Origin of the sequence: Streptomyces sp. NPDC050504 (assembly GCF_044458065.1) — a bacterium.
Classification (GTDB): domain Bacteria; phylum Actinomycetota; class Actinomycetes; order Streptomycetales; family Streptomycetaceae; genus Streptomyces.
The window spans coordinates 318,310-335,074 of sequence record NZ_JBITHO010000007.1; the positions used below are offsets into that span (position 1 = coordinate 318,310).

The 16,765-nt window shown below is 71.9% G+C and carries 16 protein-coding genes and 1 tRNA gene; 5 read left to right on the plus strand and 12 right to left on the minus strand.

The window, feature by feature from the left end; translation table 11 throughout:
• Positions 1-111: 111 nt before the first annotated feature.
• A complete protein-coding gene (gene chpH, locus ACIBNE_RS27330; protein ID WP_399275993.1) occupies positions 112-345 on the minus strand; it encodes a chaplin ChpH in 234 nt (77 codons plus the stop codon).
• 142 nt (positions 346-487) lie between these two features.
• Positions 488-1,819 (minus strand): M20/M25/M40 family metallo-hydrolase, encoded by a 1,332-nt coding sequence (locus ACIBNE_RS27335; protein ID WP_399275995.1) that lies wholly within the window; start codon positions 1,817-1,819, stop codon positions 488-490.
• Between the two features lie 185 nt (positions 1,820-2,004).
• Here ACIBNE_RS27335 and ACIBNE_RS27340 point away from each other — a divergent pair.
• Both ACIBNE_RS27340 and ACIBNE_RS27345 read left to right on the plus strand, forming a co-directional pair.
• Positions 2,005-2,092: transfer RNA gene (locus tag ACIBNE_RS27340), tRNA-Leu, on the plus strand.
• Between the two features lie 50 nt (positions 2,093-2,142).
• On the plus strand, positions 2,143-3,093 hold the full coding sequence (locus ACIBNE_RS27345; RefSeq protein WP_399275997.1) for a pseudouridine synthase: 951 nt from the start codon (positions 2,143-2,145) through the stop codon (positions 3,091-3,093).
• 51 nt (positions 3,094-3,144) lie between these two features.
• On the opposite strand, the gene ACIBNE_RS27350 is transcribed toward ACIBNE_RS27345, so the two are convergent.
• The 6 genes from ACIBNE_RS27350 to ACIBNE_RS27375 all read right to left on the minus strand — a co-directional run bounded on the left by ACIBNE_RS27350 (position 3,145) and on the right by ACIBNE_RS27375 (position 10,174).
• Positions 3,145-4,344 carry a GDSL-type esterase/lipase family protein gene (locus tag ACIBNE_RS27350; RefSeq protein WP_399275999.1) on the minus strand — a complete coding sequence of 400 codons (1,200 nt, stop codon included), beginning with the start codon at positions 4,342-4,344 and terminating at the stop codon, positions 3,145-3,147.
• 22 nt (positions 4,345-4,366) lie between these two features.
• A complete protein-coding gene (locus tag ACIBNE_RS27355) occupies positions 4,367-4,933 on the minus strand; it encodes a TetR/AcrR family transcriptional regulator (protein WP_399276001.1) in 567 nt (188 codons plus the stop codon).
• Between the two features lie 195 nt (positions 4,934-5,128).
• Positions 5,129-5,758, minus strand: coding sequence for an MBL fold metallo-hydrolase (locus ACIBNE_RS27360; RefSeq protein WP_399276003.1), 630 nt, complete (start codon positions 5,756-5,758; stop codon positions 5,129-5,131).
• Complete coding sequence (locus tag ACIBNE_RS27365) at positions 5,758-6,843, minus strand: S-(hydroxymethyl)mycothiol dehydrogenase (protein WP_399276005.1); 1,086 nt, start codon at positions 6,841-6,843, stop codon at positions 5,758-5,760. The genes ACIBNE_RS27360 and ACIBNE_RS27365 overlap by 1 nt, the downstream gene beginning before the upstream one ends.
• A 45-nt stretch (positions 6,844-6,888) precedes the next feature.
• On the minus strand, positions 6,889-8,532 hold the full coding sequence (locus ACIBNE_RS27370) for an amidohydrolase (RefSeq protein ID WP_399276007.1): 1,644 nt from the start codon (positions 8,530-8,532) through the stop codon (positions 6,889-6,891).
• Between the two features lie 82 nt (positions 8,533-8,614).
• Entirely contained in the window at positions 8,615-10,174 is a 1,560-nt protein-coding gene (locus tag ACIBNE_RS27375) for an APC family permease (RefSeq protein ID WP_399276010.1), read from the minus strand.
• A gap of 70 nt (positions 10,175-10,244) precedes the next feature.
• Here ACIBNE_RS27375 and ACIBNE_RS27380 point away from each other — a divergent pair, with 70 nt between their 5' ends.
• The gene (locus ACIBNE_RS27380) at positions 10,245-10,958 is read left to right on the plus strand and encodes a TetR/AcrR family transcriptional regulator (protein WP_399276012.1); all 714 of its coding nucleotides are present in this window, start codon (positions 10,245-10,247) and stop codon (positions 10,956-10,958) included.
• Between the two features lie 62 nt (positions 10,959-11,020).
• On the opposite strand, the gene ACIBNE_RS27385 is transcribed toward ACIBNE_RS27380, so the two are convergent.
• Both ACIBNE_RS27385 and ACIBNE_RS27390 read right to left on the minus strand, forming a co-directional pair.
• On the minus strand, positions 11,021-12,478 hold the full coding sequence (locus tag ACIBNE_RS27385) for an amino acid permease (RefSeq protein ID WP_399276014.1): 1,458 nt from the start codon (positions 12,476-12,478) through the stop codon (positions 11,021-11,023).
• 195 nt (positions 12,479-12,673) lie between these two features.
• A complete protein-coding gene (locus ACIBNE_RS27390; RefSeq protein WP_399276016.1) occupies positions 12,674-13,375 on the minus strand; it encodes a FadR/GntR family transcriptional regulator in 702 nt (233 codons plus the stop codon).
• Between the two features lie 137 nt (positions 13,376-13,512).
• Here ACIBNE_RS27390 and ACIBNE_RS27395 point away from each other — a divergent pair, with 137 nt between their 5' ends.
• Both ACIBNE_RS27395 and ACIBNE_RS27400 read left to right on the plus strand, forming a co-directional pair.
• Positions 13,513-14,031, plus strand: coding sequence for a gluconokinase (locus ACIBNE_RS27395; RefSeq protein ID WP_399276018.1), 519 nt, complete (start codon positions 13,513-13,515; stop codon positions 14,029-14,031).
• Positions 14,032-14,043: 12 nt separating this feature from the next.
• Positions 14,044-15,441, plus strand: a complete 1,398-nt coding sequence (locus ACIBNE_RS27400) for a gluconate:H+ symporter (protein ID WP_399276020.1) — start codon at positions 14,044-14,046, stop codon at positions 15,439-15,441.
• Here ACIBNE_RS27400 and ACIBNE_RS27405 read toward each other — a convergent pair.
• The gene (locus ACIBNE_RS27405; protein WP_399276022.1) at positions 15,427-16,047 is read right to left on the minus strand and encodes a cytochrome b/b6 domain-containing protein; all 621 of its coding nucleotides are present in this window, start codon (positions 16,045-16,047) and stop codon (positions 15,427-15,429) included. The genes ACIBNE_RS27400 and ACIBNE_RS27405 overlap by 15 nt on opposite strands.
• Complete coding sequence (locus ACIBNE_RS27410; protein ID WP_399276024.1) at positions 15,989-16,708, minus strand: molybdopterin-dependent oxidoreductase; 720 nt, start codon at positions 16,706-16,708, stop codon at positions 15,989-15,991. Before ACIBNE_RS27410 ends, ACIBNE_RS27405 begins: the two co-directional genes overlap by 59 nt.
• Positions 16,709-16,765: the final 57 nt, after the last annotated feature.

Below are 16,765 nucleotides of genomic sequence, written 5' to 3' on the forward strand. Positions count from 1 at the left end.
AATGCCCCCGCGACTTGGACGCCCGGGAGCGGCATGCCCGACGGCCCCGGAGTGCATGGCGCGCACTCCGGGGCCGCCCGGGTTCAACCCCTCACGGGGTGAAGCGAAGCGTCACGAGTTGCTGCAGGTGTTCCCGAAGGCGGGGTTCAGCAGCCCGATGACGGAGACCGTGTTGCCACAGGCGTTCACCGGCACGTGGACGGGAACCTGGATGACGTTCCCGGAGATGACGCCGGGGGACTGCACGGCAGCACCCTGGGCGCCGGCGTCGGCCATGGCGACGCCCGCACCAGCGAGCACCAGACCACCGGTGGCAGCCGCAGCGGCGACGACCTTCTTGATCATTATTCCTCCTCGTAGACAATGCGATCCCAGCCGCGGACCGCAACACCTGTAACGAGGAGGGGTTAATGGGGCTACGAAACCGACGCCTCTTTCACTCTTCCCAGTCAAATGCGTACGTATAGCCGATTATTGGAGTTTCGTTTCAGCTCGCGTCGATGAAGCGGTCCAGCACGCGCGCGCCGAACTTCAGCCCGTCCACCGGCACGCGCTCGTCCACGCCGTGGAACATGCCCGCGAAGTCCAGCTCGGGCGGCAGCTGGAGCGGCGCGAAGCCGAAGCAGCGGATGCCGAGGTCGTCGAAGTGCTTGGCGTCGGTGCCGCCGGAGAGCATGTACGGGATGGCGCGGGCGATCGGGTCCTCCGCCCGCAGCGCCGTCTGCATCGCCTCCACGAGCTTGCCGTCGAAGTCGGTCTCCAGCGCCTTGTCGAAGTGCGAGCGCTCCTCGTCGATCTTCACCCGGGGGCCGAGGATCCGCGCCAGGTCCGCGTGGAACTCCTTCTCGTACCCGGGCAGGAAGCGGCCGTCGACGTTGGCACTGGCCCGGCCGGGGATCACGTTCACCTTGTAGCCCGCGTCGAGCATGGTCGGGGCGGCGGAGTTGCGCAGGGTCGCGCCGACCATCTTGGCGATGCCGCCGAGCTTGGCGAGCGTCTCGTCCATGTTCTCCGGGTCGAGCTCGGTGCCGAGCGCGTCGGAGAGCTCGTCGAGGAAGGAGCGCACGGTCTTGGTGACCCGCACCGGCCACTCGTACCGCCCGAGCCGGCCCACCGCCTCGCACAGCTCGGTGATGGCGTTGTCCTTGTTGGTCATCGAGCCGTGCCCCGCCGTGCCGTCCACGGTGAGCCGCATCCAGTGCATGCCCTTCTGGGCGGTCTCCACCAGGTACAGCCGCAGCTTCTCGTTGACCGTGAAGGAGAAGCCGCCGACCTCGCCGATCGCCTCCGTGACGCCCTCGAAGAGGTCCGGGTGCTTGTCGACCAGGTACCGCGCGCCGTACGTGCCGCCCGCCTCCTCGTCCGCGAGGAACGCCAGCACGATGTCGCGCGGGGGCTTGCGGCCGCTGCGCAGCCGGTCGCGCACGACCGCGAGGGTCATCGCGTCCATGTCCTTCATGTCGACCGCGCCCCGGCCCCAGACGCAGCCGTCCGTGATCTCGCCGGAGAACGGGTCGTGCGTCCAGTCGGCGGCGTTGGCCGGGACGACGTCGGTGTGGCCGTGGATGAGCAGCGCGGGCCTGGAGGGGTCCTCGCCCTCGATGCGGGCCACGAGCGAGGCGCGGCCCCGGTGGGACTCGATGATCTTCGGCTCCAGGCCGACCTCGGCGAGCTTCTCCGCGACGTACTCGGCGGCGGCGCGCTCGCCGGGGCCCGAGTGGTCGCCGTAGTTGCTGGTGTCGATCCGGATCAGGTCGCGACAGAGGTCGACGACCTCGTCCTCGCCGGTGGCGGTCCGGGCCGTGTTCGGCTCGCTCACGATGGTTCCTCCCGCTGCGCTGCTGGTGGGTCCCGTTCATCCTCCCGCGATCCCGCCGCGCGCCCAAGGGCGGCTGTCCCCCGTCATGCGACGTTCACGCAGGCCAGGGGGGTGATCGAGCACCCCCAGATGTTTGCTATTGTTTTCCACGTCGGAACGGCCCAGGCCGAAACGACAGACACCTTGTCCGGGTGGCGGAATGGCAGACGCGCTAGCTTGAGGTGCTAGTGCCCTTTATCGGGCGTGGGGGTTCAAGTCCCCCCTCGGACACCAGAGAAGGCCCCAGCGATGCTGGGGCCTTCGGTCGTTGTACGGAGGTGGCCGTGCGCCGTCGGAACAGGGTGCCGGACTCCCCGTTGCCGCAGCGGGACGGGGTGGATCCCGTACGGGTGCGGCTGCCCGCCGATCCCGACGGGGCCTGGGGCACGGTGCGGGAGCACCTCGTGGCGCGGTTCGCCGGGGCCGTCGGGGGCGGGCGGGTGGACGCCATGCTGAGCGAGGGGCGGTTCGTCGGGGCCGCGGGGCCGTTGGACGGTTCGGAGCCGTACCGCGCGGGGACGTACGTCTGGTTCCACCGGGACCTCGCGCCCGAGGAGCCCGTGCCCTTCGAGGTGGGCGTGGTCTACCGGGACGAGCGGATCGTCGTCGCCGACAAGCCGCACTTCCTGGCGACCACGCCGCGCGGGCGGCACGTGTCCGAGACCGCTCAGGCGCGGCTGCGGCGCGATCTCGGACTGCCCTTCCTCCAGCCCGCGCACCGGCTGGACCGGCTCACGGCCGGGCTCGTGCTGTTCGTGGTGGCACCCGAGGACCGGGGGGCGTACCAGACGCTCTTCCGGGACCGGCTGGTGCGCAAGGAGTACGAGGCCGTCGCGCCGTACCGGGCGGACCTGGAGCTGCCGGTGACCGTGCGCAGCCGGATCGTGAAGGAGCGCGGGGTGATCGCGGCGCGGGAGGTGGCGGGCGGCGAGCCGAACAGCGAGAGCCGGGTGGAGCTGGTGGAGCGGCGGGGGGCGTACGGGCGGTACCGGCTTGTGCCGCGCACCGGGCAGACGCACCAGCTGCGGGTGCACATGAACCGGCTCGGGGTGCCGATCGTGGGGGATCCCGTGTACCCGGTGGTGCGGGAGGAGACGGGGAAGGGCGTACCGGGCGCGGACGCGGAGGACTTCGCGCGGCCGTTGCGGCTCGTGGCGCGGAGGCTGGGGTTCAGGGATCCGGTGAGCGGCGTGGAGCGGGAGTTCGTTTCGGGGGCGGGGGTGGGGTTCCCCTAGCGGGGTGCGGGTGGCGGGCCGGGCTCAGGCGGGTCCGCCACCCGCGGCCCGTCAGGGGGTCTCGGGGGCGAAGGGGGCCTCGGGGGCGAAGGGGGCGTGCTCCCCGAAGACCCGGCCCGCGAAGTTCTCGGCGATCCTGTGGTGGCCCGCCTGGTCCGGGTGGATGCCGTCCGGCAGGGGGATCTCCGCGTGGTCCAGGTCGCCGTACAGGTCGCGGCCGTCCAGGTAGTGCAGGTTCGGGTCGTCCGCCGCGCGCCGCTCGACGATCCGGGCCAGCTCCTCGCGGATGACGGTGAGCGTCAGGCGCCCCGCCGCGCGCTGCGCCGGATCGCCCGTCGCCCTAAACTTCAGGGTGCCGTCGGTGAAGTCGGGCACGAGGGGGCCCGGGGTGTCCTCCTGGACCGGGCACAGGACGGGCGACACGACCAGCAGCGGCACGGTCGGATGGCCCTCGCGGACGGTGTCGAGGAAGCCGTGGACCGCGGGGCCGAAGGCGCGCAGGCGCATCGCGTCGCTGTTGACGATGTTGATGCCGATCTTCACGCTGATCAGGTCCGCGGGGGCGTCCCGCATCGCCCGCGCGGTGAACGGGTCGAGCAGCGCGCCGCCGCCGAACCCCAGGTTGACCAGGTCCACGCCGCCCAGGGCCGCCGCGAGGGCGGGCCAGGTCGCGGTCGGGCGGGTGGCGTTCGAGCCGTGGCTGATGGAGCTGCCGTGGTGCAGCCACACCCGGCGTCCGCTGTCGCGCGCCGCTTCGACGGGGGCGTTCGTGCGCAGGGCGACGAGTTCGGTGACCTCCGTGTGCGGGAGCCAGATCTCGATGTCCTTGTCGCCCCCGGGCAGGTCGGCGAACCGGGCGGTGCCGGCGGGGCCCTCGGTCAGCTCGGACGTCTGGGCGACCATGTCGGTGACCGTGAGCACGTTGCCCCCCGGCACGGTCGTGCCGGCCGCGAGTCGGCCGTCGACCAGCAGGTCGTAGACGCCGTCCGGGCGGGGCGGTGCGCCCAGGAAGGCGCGTTTGGTGGGCAGCGCGTCCAGCTCGATCGTGGTGGCCGCGGTGCGGAAGACCAGCCGTACGCCGGAGGGCTGGGCCTCGGCCAGGGCCAGTTGGCCGTCGGGTATCTGCCTGCGCGCGCCTGCGGGAAGCCGGTGCGGCAGCAGGCCGTGCGCGGTCGACTCCACGTCGAGGAAGCCGCGCAGCATGTCCGGGGTGACGGGGGTGGTGACGGTCGTGTCGCGCTCGGTGTTCATCGCCTCAGCCTGTCGGTAGGGGTCAGGTTCGTTTGCTCCGCAGCAGGGCGTCGAGGGAGTCCACGACCCAGGCCCAGGACTCCCGCGGGCCCGGCGCGCTGTGGTCGAAGCCGCCGGCCAGCTCCAGGTCGACGTAGCCGTGGACGACGCTGCCCAGCAGGCGGACCGCGTGCGTCCGGTCCGGTTCGGCCAGGTCGTAGCCGCGCAGGAGCGCCCGCGCCATCTGCGCGTGCCGCACCCCGGCGCTGGCCGCGGCCGTCTCGGGGTCGAGCCTGAGCCGGGCCGCCGCGTACCGCCCCGGGTGTTCCGTGGCGTAGCCGCGGTAGGCCTCGGCGAAGGCGGCCAGCGCGTCCCTGCCCGCGCGCCCTGCCAGGGCCTCGGCGACCCGGTCGGCGAGCTCGTCCAGGGCGTACAGGGCGATCCTCGTCCTGAGGTCCCGGGAGTTCTTCAGGTGCGAGTACAGGCTCGCGACCTTGACGTCGAACCGCCGGGCCAGCGCCGATACGGTCACCTGCTCGAAGCCGACCTCGTCGGCGAGCTCCGCGCCCGCCAGGGTCAGCCGCTCCGGGGTCAGCCCCGCTCTGGCCATGGCCTTACCTCCATCTCGCGAAGATGATTATGCGGTTGCCTAAAGCCTTTAGGCAACCGGGCAAGGCTTTCCGGGCGACCGGGACGCGGGGGCCGGGCGACCGGGACGCGGGGGCCGGTCACGTAAAAACGGCTGGTCGCCGCCCCGACGACCGTGTCGGGGCGGCGACCAGCCGCTGCTCGGGGCCGACCCGCGCTAGTGCCCCCTGGCCAGCCACTCCTCGCGGTGCGGGGCCTCGGCCCCGATCGTCGTCGAGGCGCCGTGGCCCGTGCGGACCTCGGTCTCCGCGGGAAGCGTCAGCAGCTTCTCGGTGATCGACTCGACGATCGTCGGGAAGTGCGAGAACGAACGGCCCGTCGCGCCGGGTCCGCCCTGGAAGAGCGTGTCGCCCGTGAAGACCGTGGCGAGGGTCGGCGAGTACAGGCAGACCGCGCCCGGGGCGTGGCCCGGGGTGTGCAGGACGCGCAGGACCGCGCCGCCGGCCTTCAGGGTCTGGCCGTCGAAGAGCTCGCCGTCCGGCAGCCGCTCCGGGTGGGTCTGCTTCCAGAGCGGGAGGTCGTCCGGGTGCAGCAGGATCGGCGCGCCCGTGGCCTCGGCCAGCGCGGGGGCCGCGTCGATGTGGTCGTTGTGGGCGTGCGTGCAGACGATCGCGCGCAGGGTGCGCCCGCCGAGGGCGGCGAGGATCGCGTCCGCGTCGTGCGCCGCGTCGACGACGAGGGCCTCCTCGTCGTCGCCGACGATCCAGACGTTGTTGTCGACGTCCCAGGTCCCGCCGTCCAGCGAGAAGGTGCCCGAGGTGGTCAGGTGGTCGATGCGCGGGGCCATCAGAGGACCACCACCGAGCGCAGGACGTCGCCCTCGTGCATGCGGGTGAACGCCTTCTCCACCTCGTCCAGCGCGATCGTCTCGGTGACGAAGGCCCCGAGGTCGATGCGGCCCTGCTGGTGCAGGTCGATGAGCACGGGGAAGTCGCGGGACGGCAGGCAGTCGCCGTACCAGGAGGACTTGAGCGCGCCGCCCCGGCCGAAGACGTCCAGGAGCGGCAGGTCGATGCGCATGTCGGGGGTGGGGACGCCGACCAGGACGACGGTGCCCGCCAGGTCGCGGGCGTAGAACGCCTGCTCGTACGTCTCCGGGCGGCCGACCGCCTCGATGACGACGTCCGCGCCGTGACCGCCGGTCAGCTCGCGGATCCGCTCCACCGGGTCCGCCGTGCGGGAGTTGACCGTGTGGGTGGCGCCCATCGAACGGGCCGTCTCCAGCTTGCGGTCGTCGATGTCCACCGCGATGATCTTCGCCGCGCCGGCCAGGCGGGCGCCGACGACCGCCGCGTCGCCCACTCCCCCGCAGCCGATGACCGCGACCGTGTCGCCCCGGCCGACCTGCCCGGTGTTGATGGCCGCGCCGATGCCCGCCATGACGCCGCAGCCGAGCAGGCCCGCGACGGCCGGGGAGACCGCCGGGTCGACCTTGGTGCACTGGCCCGCGGCGACCAGGGTCTTCTCGGCGAAGGCGCCGATGCCGAGCGCGGGCGACAGCTCGGTGCCGTCCAGCAGCGTCATCTTCTGCTTCGCGTTGTGCGTGTCGAAGCAGTACTGCGGACGGCCCCGCAGACAGGCGCGGCAACGGCCGCAGACCGCGCGCCAGTTGAGGATCACGAAGTCGCCGGGCGCGACGTCCGTGACGCCGTCGCCCACCGACTCGACGATCCCCGCCGCCTCGTGGCCGAGCAGGAACGGGAAGTCGTCGTTGATCCCGCCCTGCTTGTAGTGCAGGTCGGTGTGGCAGACCCCGCACGCCTGGATCTTCACCACCGCCTCGCCCGGACCCGGGTCGGGGACGACGATCGTCTCGATGCGCACCGGTTCGTTCTTCCCCGGCGCGACGACCCCTCGGACCTGCTGCGGCATGCGGGCTCTCCTTCTGCGACTGTCCCTGAGTTTCAGCAATACACCCTATGCGCCTTCCCCGTGCACCCTGCGGCCCCCTACGAACGTCTGCTCCACCCTGGTCAGTGCGATCTCGTCGGCCGGTGCCGCGTACGGGTCGCGGTCCAGCACCGCCAGGTCGGCCAGGGCGCCGGGGCGGATCGACCCGGTGTCGTCGAGGTGGTTCACGTACGCCGTGCCCGCGGTGTACGCGGCGAACGCGGCCGTCAGCGAGATGCGCTGCTCGGGGAAGAAGACCGGGCCGCCCTCGTCGGGCGCGACGCGGTTGACCGCCGTGTGGATGCCGAACATCGGGTCGGGGCTGCTGACCGGCCAGTCGGAGCCCGCCGCGACGGTCGCGCCGGAGCGCAGCAGGGCGGCGAACGGGTACTGCTGGGCGGCCCGTTCGGGGCCGAGGAAGGGGATCGTCAGCTCGTCCATCTGCGGTTCGTGCGCGGCCCACAGCGGCTGGATGTTGGCGGTGGCGCCCAGCTCGCGGAAGCGGGCGATGTCGTCGGGGTGGACGATCTGGAGGTGGGCGAGGTGCGGGCGGGTGTCGGTGCGGCCGTTGGCGGCGCGGGCCGCGGCGACCGCGTCCAGCGCCTCGCGCACGGCCCGGTCGCCCAGCGCGTGGAAGTGCGCCTGGAAGCCGAGGGCGTCCAGCTCGGTGACGTACCCCTTGAGCGCTTCGGGCTCGACGAAGCTCGTGCCGGTGTTGGCCGTGGCGCAGCCGCAGGCGTCGAGGTAGGGGCCGAGCAGCGCGGCCGTGCCGGTCTCGGCGACCCCGTCCTGCATGATCTTGACGGAGGTCGCGCGGAAGTTGCCGCGGCTGAACTTCGCGCGCCGCTCGACCAGTTCGGGGATCTGCTCGGCGCCGCGCTCGCGGTCCCACCACAGGGCGCCGACGACCCGGGCGGTGAGGGAGCCGTCGTCGTCGGCGGCCAGGTAGGTGTCGGCGGGGTCGTCCATCGAGCCGAACTTGCCGACGATGGCGTCCTGCCAGGCGGTGATGCCGTACGAGTGGAGGTGCGCCTGGGCGCGCAGCAGCGCCGCGCGCCGGTCGGCGGGGGTGGAGCGCGGGGTGAGCCGGGCGACCAGCTCCATCGCGCCCTCCTGGAGGAGTCCCGTGGGCTCGCCCGACGCGTCGCGCTCGATGCGGCCGTCGGCGGGGTCGGGGGTGTGGCGGTCGATGCCCGCGAGTTCCAGGGCGCGGGAGTTGGCCCAGGCGCCGTGGTGGTCGCGGTTGGGGAGGTAGACGGGGCGGTCGGGCACGATGCGGTCGAGGAGCTGCCGGGTGGGGCTGCCGCCCTCGAAGGCCTCCATGGACCAGCCGCCGCCGGTGATCCACTCCCGGTCGGGGCGGGCGTCGGCGTAGGCCCGTACGGCGGCGAGGGTGTCGTCCGCCGTACGGGTTTCGGTGAGGTCGCACTGCGCCATTTCGAGGCCCGCCGACACCGGGTGGACGTGGGCGTCCTGGAAGCCGGGGACGAGCAGCCTGCCCGCGAGGTCCACGACTTCGGTCCTCGGCCCGATGAGGTCGTGGACCTCGTCGTGGCCCACGGCGGTGATCCGGTCCCCGGTGACGGCCACGGTGGTGGCGCGGGTGCGGGCGGCGTCCAGGGTGAGGACGGGGCCGCCCGTGAGGACGAGGTCGGCGGGGGTGCGGGACATGTGCGGTCCCCTTTCTCTGTGCGGGGCTTGCTGCGTACGGGACTTCGGTACGGCGGAGTGGCGCGGACGCCGGGGTGCGGGGTCAGGCCGCCGTGACCGGGGGCGGGGCGTCGGCGGCCGGGACCGGGCGGCCGGTCTCGAAGTACGGGGACCTGCGCACCCACTTCGCCCAGGCCGCCGCGACGACCCCGCTGAGCAGCATGACGCCGGGGCACATCAGCATGAACCAGCCGTTGTCGGGGCTGACCTCGAAGTGGTCGGCGGAGTCGTAGAACGTCCAGGCGAGGTAGCCGCCGAGGCCGAGCAGGAAGACGGCGCTCAGGACGGGCAGGACGATCGCCCTGACCCCCTCGCCGAAGCCCTGCCGGAAGGCGCCCCTGAAGCGGGTGGCGGCGGCGAGCGCGGTGAGCGCGTAGTAGAGGGAGACGACGACGCCGATGGCGTTCACGGACGCCAGGATCAGGTCGCCGATCTTCGGGAGCACCAGCGAGAGGACGGCGACGGCGGCCGCGATGCAGCCGATCGCGATCGTGCCCGCTGCGGGGGTCCCGTACTTGGGGCTGATCCTGAGCCAGAGCGGGCCGAGCGTGCGGTCGCGGCCCATGGCGAACATGCCGCGCACGGTCGGGATCACCCCGGACTGGAGGGAGGCGACGGCCGAGAGGGTGAGGGCGATGAGCGGGAGGGCGGCGAGCGGCTGGTCCGCGAGGCGGTCGCCGAAGAACGTGAGGCCCTGGGCGCCGTTGACCGCGAGCTCCTCCTCGCTGAGGACCCGCTGGAAGGCGAAGGAGCCGAGCAGGAAGAGGCCCAGCATGGTGAAGAGGGTGATGAACCCGGCCTTGGAGGCGTCCCCGGGGTCGCGGATCTCCTCGTTGACGCTGAACGTCGTCTCGAAGCCCCAGTAGCAGAAGACCGAGATGAGCAGGCCCTGGGCGAGCGCCTGGCCGGAGGGGATGGAGAAGGGGTTCAGCCAGTCGAGGCTGAAGGGGTGCGTGCCGGCGAAGAGCCCGTAGCCGCAGAAGCCGAGCAGCACCGCGTACTCGAAGACCAGCAGCCACTTCTGGAAGGCGGCCGCGGTGTGCACTCCGGTGATGGCGGTGAAGGTGACGGCGACCAGGACGACGATGCCGATGGCCGTGGACTGGGCCGTGGAGTCCGGGTCGAGCCGCAGCCCGCCGAGCTCGCGCAGCCCGGCCTCGCCCGCGAGCTGGAGCAGGGCCGAGCCGGTGACGGCGGTGGTGTACGAGAGGAAGACGACCGTGGCGACGATGCCGATCCAGCCGGTGAGGAAGCCGAGCCAGGGGCTGAGCGTGCGGCCGACCCAGGTGTAGGCGCTGCCCATGTTGGGCTCGGAGCTGTTGAGCCGGGCGTAGGCGCCGGCGATGCCGAGGATCGGCAGGAACGCCAGCAGCATGATGATCGGCAGGTGCAGCCCGACGACGCCGACGGTGACGCCGAGGCCGATGCCGATGGAGGTGGTGGCGGCCGTGGAGGACGCGGCGATGGCGAAGCCGTCGGTGACGCCGAGGCTCCGCTTCAGGACGGGTGGGCCGTCCCGGCCCTCGGGTGGATCACTGCCGTAGGGAGTGCGCACGCTCGCTCCTTCGCCGGGGGGCCCGCTTCGGCCCCGCTGGCGGCACATCGAACTCCTCGTGTTCCCTGTGCGTCAACGCTGTTGTCATAAAGCGTACGGGTCCTTAGGGTGACGCCCCATGAGCGAGCGAGTCGTACCGGACGGGGAGCGGCGGCGGCGCCGGCCCACGAAGCGGGGCACGGTCCTGTCCGAGCAGCTGATCGTCGACACCGCGCTGCGGCTGATCCACGAGCACGGGGCCGCCGCGCTGACCGTGCGCAGGCTGGGCGCGGCGCTGGGCGCCGACCCGAGCGCGCTGTACCGCTACTTCCGGGACACCGACGACCTGCTGCTCGCGGTGGCGGACGAGCTGATCGGCCGGACGCTGCGGACGTGGCGGCCGAGCGGCGAGTGGCGGTCCGACCTGCGCTCGCTGGGCCTGCGCATCCACGCGGACTACCTGGCGCACCCCAGGGCGGCGCTGCTGACGTTCACCCGGGTCACGGGCCGGGCGAACGAGATGCGGTCGGTGGACATGATCCTGGGGATCCTGCGCGGGGCCGGTTTCCCGGACGCGGAGGCCGTGCGGATCTACCACGTCTTCGTCGACCAGACGCTGTCCTTCGCGGCGATCGACGCTGCGGCCTTCACGCTCCCGGAGGAGAACCGGGAGCTGGAGGAGCTGGCGTGGCGCGAGCGGTACGCCCGGCTGCCCGCCGGGACCCATCCGCACGTGGCGGCCACCGCGCCGGTGCTGGTCGCCGAGATGGGGCGCAGCGCCTATCCGGCGGCGCTGGAGATGATGCTGTCGGCCGCCGCGGCGCGACTGGCGCACCTGCGGGGGCCGGGCTGACGTACGCGTGGAGGGGGCGGCGTCCCGCGCGGGGAACGCCGCCCCCTCCCCCGTACGAGGTGCTACTTCGCGCGCTCGGCCGCGACCTCGGCGACCCGCTTGCGGACCAGGAACCAGCCGCCCACCAGCGCCGCCGCGATCAGCGGGAGGCAGTTGACGGTGGTGCGGCCGATGCCGCCGCCGTGCCACATCAGGAAGACCACCGAGACCAGGAAGACCAGGGTGACGATCTGGGTGTACGGGGCCCAGGGGAGGTTGTAGCCGGGGCGGCTGACCTTGCCCTCCTTGGCCGCGCGCCAGAACAGCAGCGAGCAGAGCATGATCATGCCCCAGGTGCCGAGGATGCCGATCGAGGCGAAGTTGATCACCAGCTCGAAGGCGTCCTTGGGCATCCGGTAGTTCAGGAAGACGCCCATCACGCCGAACGCCGCCGTGAAGAGCACGCCGCCGTAGGGGACGCCGCCCTTGTTCATCACGCCGGTGAACTTGGGCGCGGAGCCCGCCACCGACATGGAGCGCAGGATGCGTCCGGTGGAGTAGAGGCCGGAGTTCAGGCTGGAGAGGGCGGCGGTGAGGACGACGAGGTTCATGATGTCGGCCGCGCCGGAGACGCCGAGCTTGTCGAAGACCGTGACGAACGGCGACTGGTCGCCGGTGTAGGCGGTGTACGGCAGCAGCAGCGCGAGCAGGACGACCGAGCCGACGTAGAAGACGCCGACGCGCCACATGATCGAGTTGATCGCCTTCGGCATGATCTTCTCGGGGTTCTCGGTCTCGCCCGCCGCGACGCCGCACAGCTCGACGGAGGCGTAGGCGAAGACGACGCCCTGGATGAGCAGGAGCATCGGCATCATGCCGTTGGGGAAGATGCCGCCGTTGTCGCCCATGGTGGCCAGGCCGGGGGTGTGGCCGCCGACGTCGTGCTGGGTGACCACCAGGAAGATGCCGATGAGCATGAAGAGGACGAGCGCGGCGACCTTGATGATCGCGAACCAGAACTCCATCTCGCCGAAGTACTTCACCGAGATCAGGTTGGCGGTGAGCACGATCGCGAGCGCGATCAGGGCGAGGATCCACTGCGGCACGTCGCTGAAGAGCGACCAGTAGTGGGCGAAGACCGCGGCCGCGGTGATGTCCGCGACGGTGGTGGTCGACCAGTTCAGGAAGTACAGCCAGCCCGCCGCGAAGGCGCCCTTCTCGCCCATGAACTCACGGGCGTAGGAGACGAAGGCGCCGGACGACGGCCGGTAGAGGACCAGCTCGCCCAGCGCCCGGACGACGAAGAAGGCGAAGACGCCGCAGATCGCGTACGCGATGAAGAGCGAGGGCCCCGCGTCGCGCATGCGCCCGCCGGCGCCCATGAAGAGGCCGGTGCCGATCGCGCCGCCGATGGCGATCATGTTGATGTGGCGGGACTTCAGGTCCTTGTTGTACCCGTCGTCGCCCGCGTCTACGTGGGGGGAGCCCTTCGCCGGTTCCCCGGCGAGCTCGTCGGCCGCAGTCAGCGTGCGGTCACTCATGAAAATGGTTCGCCTTCGTGAGGGGGGGGTGGTGCGGTTCCGGCGGTCTCGCCGGTGGGCAGGGGTGGTCACCGGCGGCACGGCCGCGGGCACATAGTCCCGGGAGGAAAGGACTTTTGTCCGTGGCCAATGTCACGTAGAGACATATTTGAGGTAATTCTGAGGTGAATCTGAGGTTTCGCCGGGGTTGCGGAGCTAGGGAGCGAGGACGTCCAACTCCTGGAGCGCTCCGACCGCGATCTCCCGGGTGAGCCGCTCGGCCCGGACCGCGTCCCGTTCCCGCACGGCTTCGGCCACCTGGACGTGGAGCGTCACCGCCGCCGGGTCCGGGTCCTCGAACATCACCTGGTGGTGGGTCCGCCCGGTCAGCACCTCGGCGACGACGTCCCCGAGCCGGGCGAACATCTCGTTGCCCGAGGCGTTGAGCACGACCCGGTGGAAGGCGACGTCGTGCACGAGGTACGCCTCCAGCTGCCTGCCCCGCGAGGTGGCGACCATGCCCAGCGCGTGCTCGGTGAGCTCGCGGCACTGCTCGGGCGTGGCGTGCGCCGCGGCCAGACCGGCCGCGACCGGTTCCACCGCCGAGCGCAGCACGGTCAGCGAGCGCAGTTGTCTGGGCCGGTCGGCGCCCGCCAGGCGCCAGCGGATCACCCGCGGGTCGTACACGTTCCACTGGTCCATGGGGCGTACGGTCACTCCGACCCTGCGCCGGGACTCGACCAGGTGCATCGACTCCAGGACCCTGACCACCTCGCGCACGACGGTCCTGGAGACGTCGAAGCGCTGGGCGAGTTCGTCGGTGCGCAGGACGCTGCCCGGCGCGCACTCGCCCGCGGTGATGGCCAGACCGAGGGAGTCCAGCACATGCGTGTGGAGTCCCCCGGCCTGTGTCGTCATGGGCTCAGCGTAAGCGGATGCACGCGGACCGCAAAAACGTATGACTTTTAGATCACAGCTCCTTGAATAAGTCGTATCTCAACGGGTTTAGTGGCCTGACCGGAATCGATGTCGACGAGGACAGCGAGGCATTCCCCATGAGCACCACCCCCCAGGTCGTCGTCGTGATGGGCGTCGCCGGGACCGGCAAGACCACCATCGGTCCGCTGGTCGCGGACCTGCTCGACGTCCCCTACGCCGAGGGCGACGACTTCCACCCCGAGGCCAACATCGCCAAGATGTCCGCCGGCGTCCCCCTGGACGACGCCGACCGGGGCCCCTGGCTCGACGCGATCGGGCGGTGGGCCCACGGGCGCGCCGGGCTCGGCGGCGTCGTCAGCAGCTCCGCGCTCAAGCGGATCTACCGCGACCGGCTGCGGGCCGCCGCCCCCGGCGTGGTGTTCCTGCACCTGACCGGGGACCGCGCGCTGATCGGGGAGCGGATGGCCGCGCGCAAGGGCCACTTCATGCCGACCGCGCTCCTCGACTCGCAGTTCGCGACGCTCCAGCCGCTGGGGGACGACGAGGCCGGAGTGGCCGTCGACGTGTCCGGGACCCCCGAAGAGATCGCCGAAAGGGCCGCCGCCGCGCTTCGCGCGTCGGCGTCCGACAGTTAAGGAACCACCACCGTGACCAGTCTCAGCGTCGAGACCCTGGCAGCGGACGCCGCCGAACCGATCACCTCCGCGGGCAACGCCCAGCTGGGCATCGCCGTCCTCGTGGGCATCGCCGTCATCGTCCTGCTCATCACCAAGTTCAAGCTGCACGCCTTCCTGGCCCTGACCATCGGCTCGCTCGCCCTCGGCGCCCTGGCCGGGGCGCCGCTCGGCGCGACGATCGAGTCGTTCAGCGGCGGCCTCGGCAAGACCGTGGCGGGCGTGGGCGTGCTCATCGCGCTCGGCGCGATCCTCGGCAAGCTGCTCGCCGACTCCGGCGGCGCCGACCAGATCGTCGACACGATCCTGGCGCGGGCGAACGCGCGGACCATGCCGTGGGCCATGGTGCTCATCGCGTCCGTGATCGGGCTGCCGCTCTTCTTCGAGGTCGGCATCGTCCTGCTGATCCCCGTGGTCCTGCTCGTCGCCAAGCGCGGCAATTACTCGCTGATGCGCATCGGCATCCCCGCCCTGGCCGGGCTCTCCGTGATGCACGGCCTGATCCCGCCGCACCCGGGACCGCTGGTGGCCATCGACGCGCTCGGCGCCAACCTCGGCGTCACCCTCGCGCTCGGCGTGCTGGTCGCGATCCCCACCGTGATCATCGCGGGCCCGCTGTTCTCGCGGTACGCCGCGCGCTGGGTGGACATCCCGGCGCCGGAGAAGATGATCCCGGTCCGCCCGTCGGAGGACCTGGAGAAGCGGCCCGGCTTCGGCGCCACCGTGGCGACCGTGCTGCTGCCCGTCGTGCTGATGCTGGCCAAGGCGCTGGTCGACATCGTCGTGGACGACCCCGACAACGGCCTGCAGAAGGTCACGGACGTCATCGGCTCGCCGCTGATCGCCCTGCTCGCGGCCGTGCTCGTGGGCCTGTTCACACTGGGCCGCGCGGCCGGGTTCACCAAGGACCGGCTGTCCACGACCGTCGAGAAGTCGCTCGCCCCGATCGCGGGCGTGCTGATGATCGTGGGCGCGGGCGGCGGCTTCAAGCAGACGCTCATCGACGTCGGCGTGGGCCAGATGATCCTGGACTTCTCCGAGGACTGGTCGATCCCCGCGCTGCTGCTCGCCTGGCTGATCGCGGTCGCGATCCGGCTCGCGACCGGCTCGGCGACGGTCGCCACGATCTCGGCGGCCGGGCTGGTCGCGCCGCTGGCCGAGGGCATGTCGACGGGCGAGACGGCCCTGCTGGTGCTGGCCATCGGCGCGGGTTCGCTCTTCTTCAGCCACGTCAACGACGCGGGGTTCTGGCTGGTGAAGGAGTACTTCGGGATGGACGTCGGGCAGACGATCAAGACGTGGTCGGTGATGGAGACGATCATCTCCGTGGTCGGCATCGTCTTCGTGCTGCTGCTCTCACTCGTGATCTAGCTCCTTCCGCAACTCCTCGGTCCAGCCGGGGTGGTTGAGGTCGGCCCACCGGCGCTCGACCGATCCGGTGCGCATGCCTCGCCGTGCCTCCGGATCGGCGAGCGCCTTCGCGATGTGGCCCGCCAGCACGATGCCGACCGCGAGCGCCAGCCAGTCGTGGACGAAGGTGGAGCTGGTGCGCCAGAGCAGCGGGGTCAGGTGGGTGAACCACATCACCAGGCCCGTGCCCAGCATCACCAGCACCGCGCCCGCGAGCCACGACGCGTACGCCTTCTGGCCCCGGTTGAACTTCGGGGACCGCGCGCGGTTGAGGCGGCGCAGGTCGGCGCGGAAGGAGCGGGAGACCAGGCCCGCGAGGAACGGCGCGGGCACCAGGACGCCCGACCACTCGTGGACGGTCACCACCAGGGCGCGGCGGCCGACCAGTTCGGCGAGCTGGGGGACGTACAGGCAGGCCGCCGTCGCCACGCAGAGCAGCACCAGTGCCGCGGTCGTGCGGTGCACCCAGCGCTCGGGGCGGGTGAACCGCACGACGCGGGAGGGGTGTTCAGGTCGTCGGGGTGTCGCTGCGGCCGTTGGACCGGCCGACCCAGGCGTCGATGTCATAGCCCCGCTCCTCCCAGTAGCCGGGCACGACGTCCGCGGTGACCTCGATGCCGGAGAGCCATTTCGCGGACTTGTAGAAGTACATGGGCGCGACGTAGAGCCGGACCGGGCCGCCGTGCGCGTGGCCGATGTCCTCGTCCTTCATGCGCAGGGCGACCAGGACGTCCGCGCGGCGCGCCTGGTCGAGGGTGAGGCTCTCGCTGTACGCGCCGTCGAAGCACGTGAAGCGGACGGCGCCGGCGCCGGGCCGCACGCCCGCCGCGGCCAGCAGCGCGGAGAGCCGTACGCCCTGGAAGGGGGTCTTGGGCACGCGCCAGCCCGTGACGCACTGCACGTCCCTGACCAGGCGGGTCTGCGGCAGCGCGCGCAGCGCGTCCAGGGTGTACGTCGTGGGGCGGTCCACCAGGCCGGTGACCGCGAGCCGGTAGTCGGCCGCGCTCTTGCGGCGTACGGAGGAGGCGACCGAGTAGTAGCGGAAGCCGCCGCCGTTCGGGAGGAGCCCGGTCAGTCCGGTCGGGTCCTTGTCCGCGGCGGCTCCCAGGAACGCTTCGAGGCCGCGCTGGAGTCCGGGGGCGGCGACGATGCCGACCGCGCCCAGGCCCAGCGTGCCGAGCAGGACGCGGCGGCCGATCGGGGCCCCGTCGGGATGCTGTGGTGTCACGCGTCCGATTCGAGCACTCGCGGCGGCCCGGTGGAAGCCGTCGCGCGCGCCCGTCAG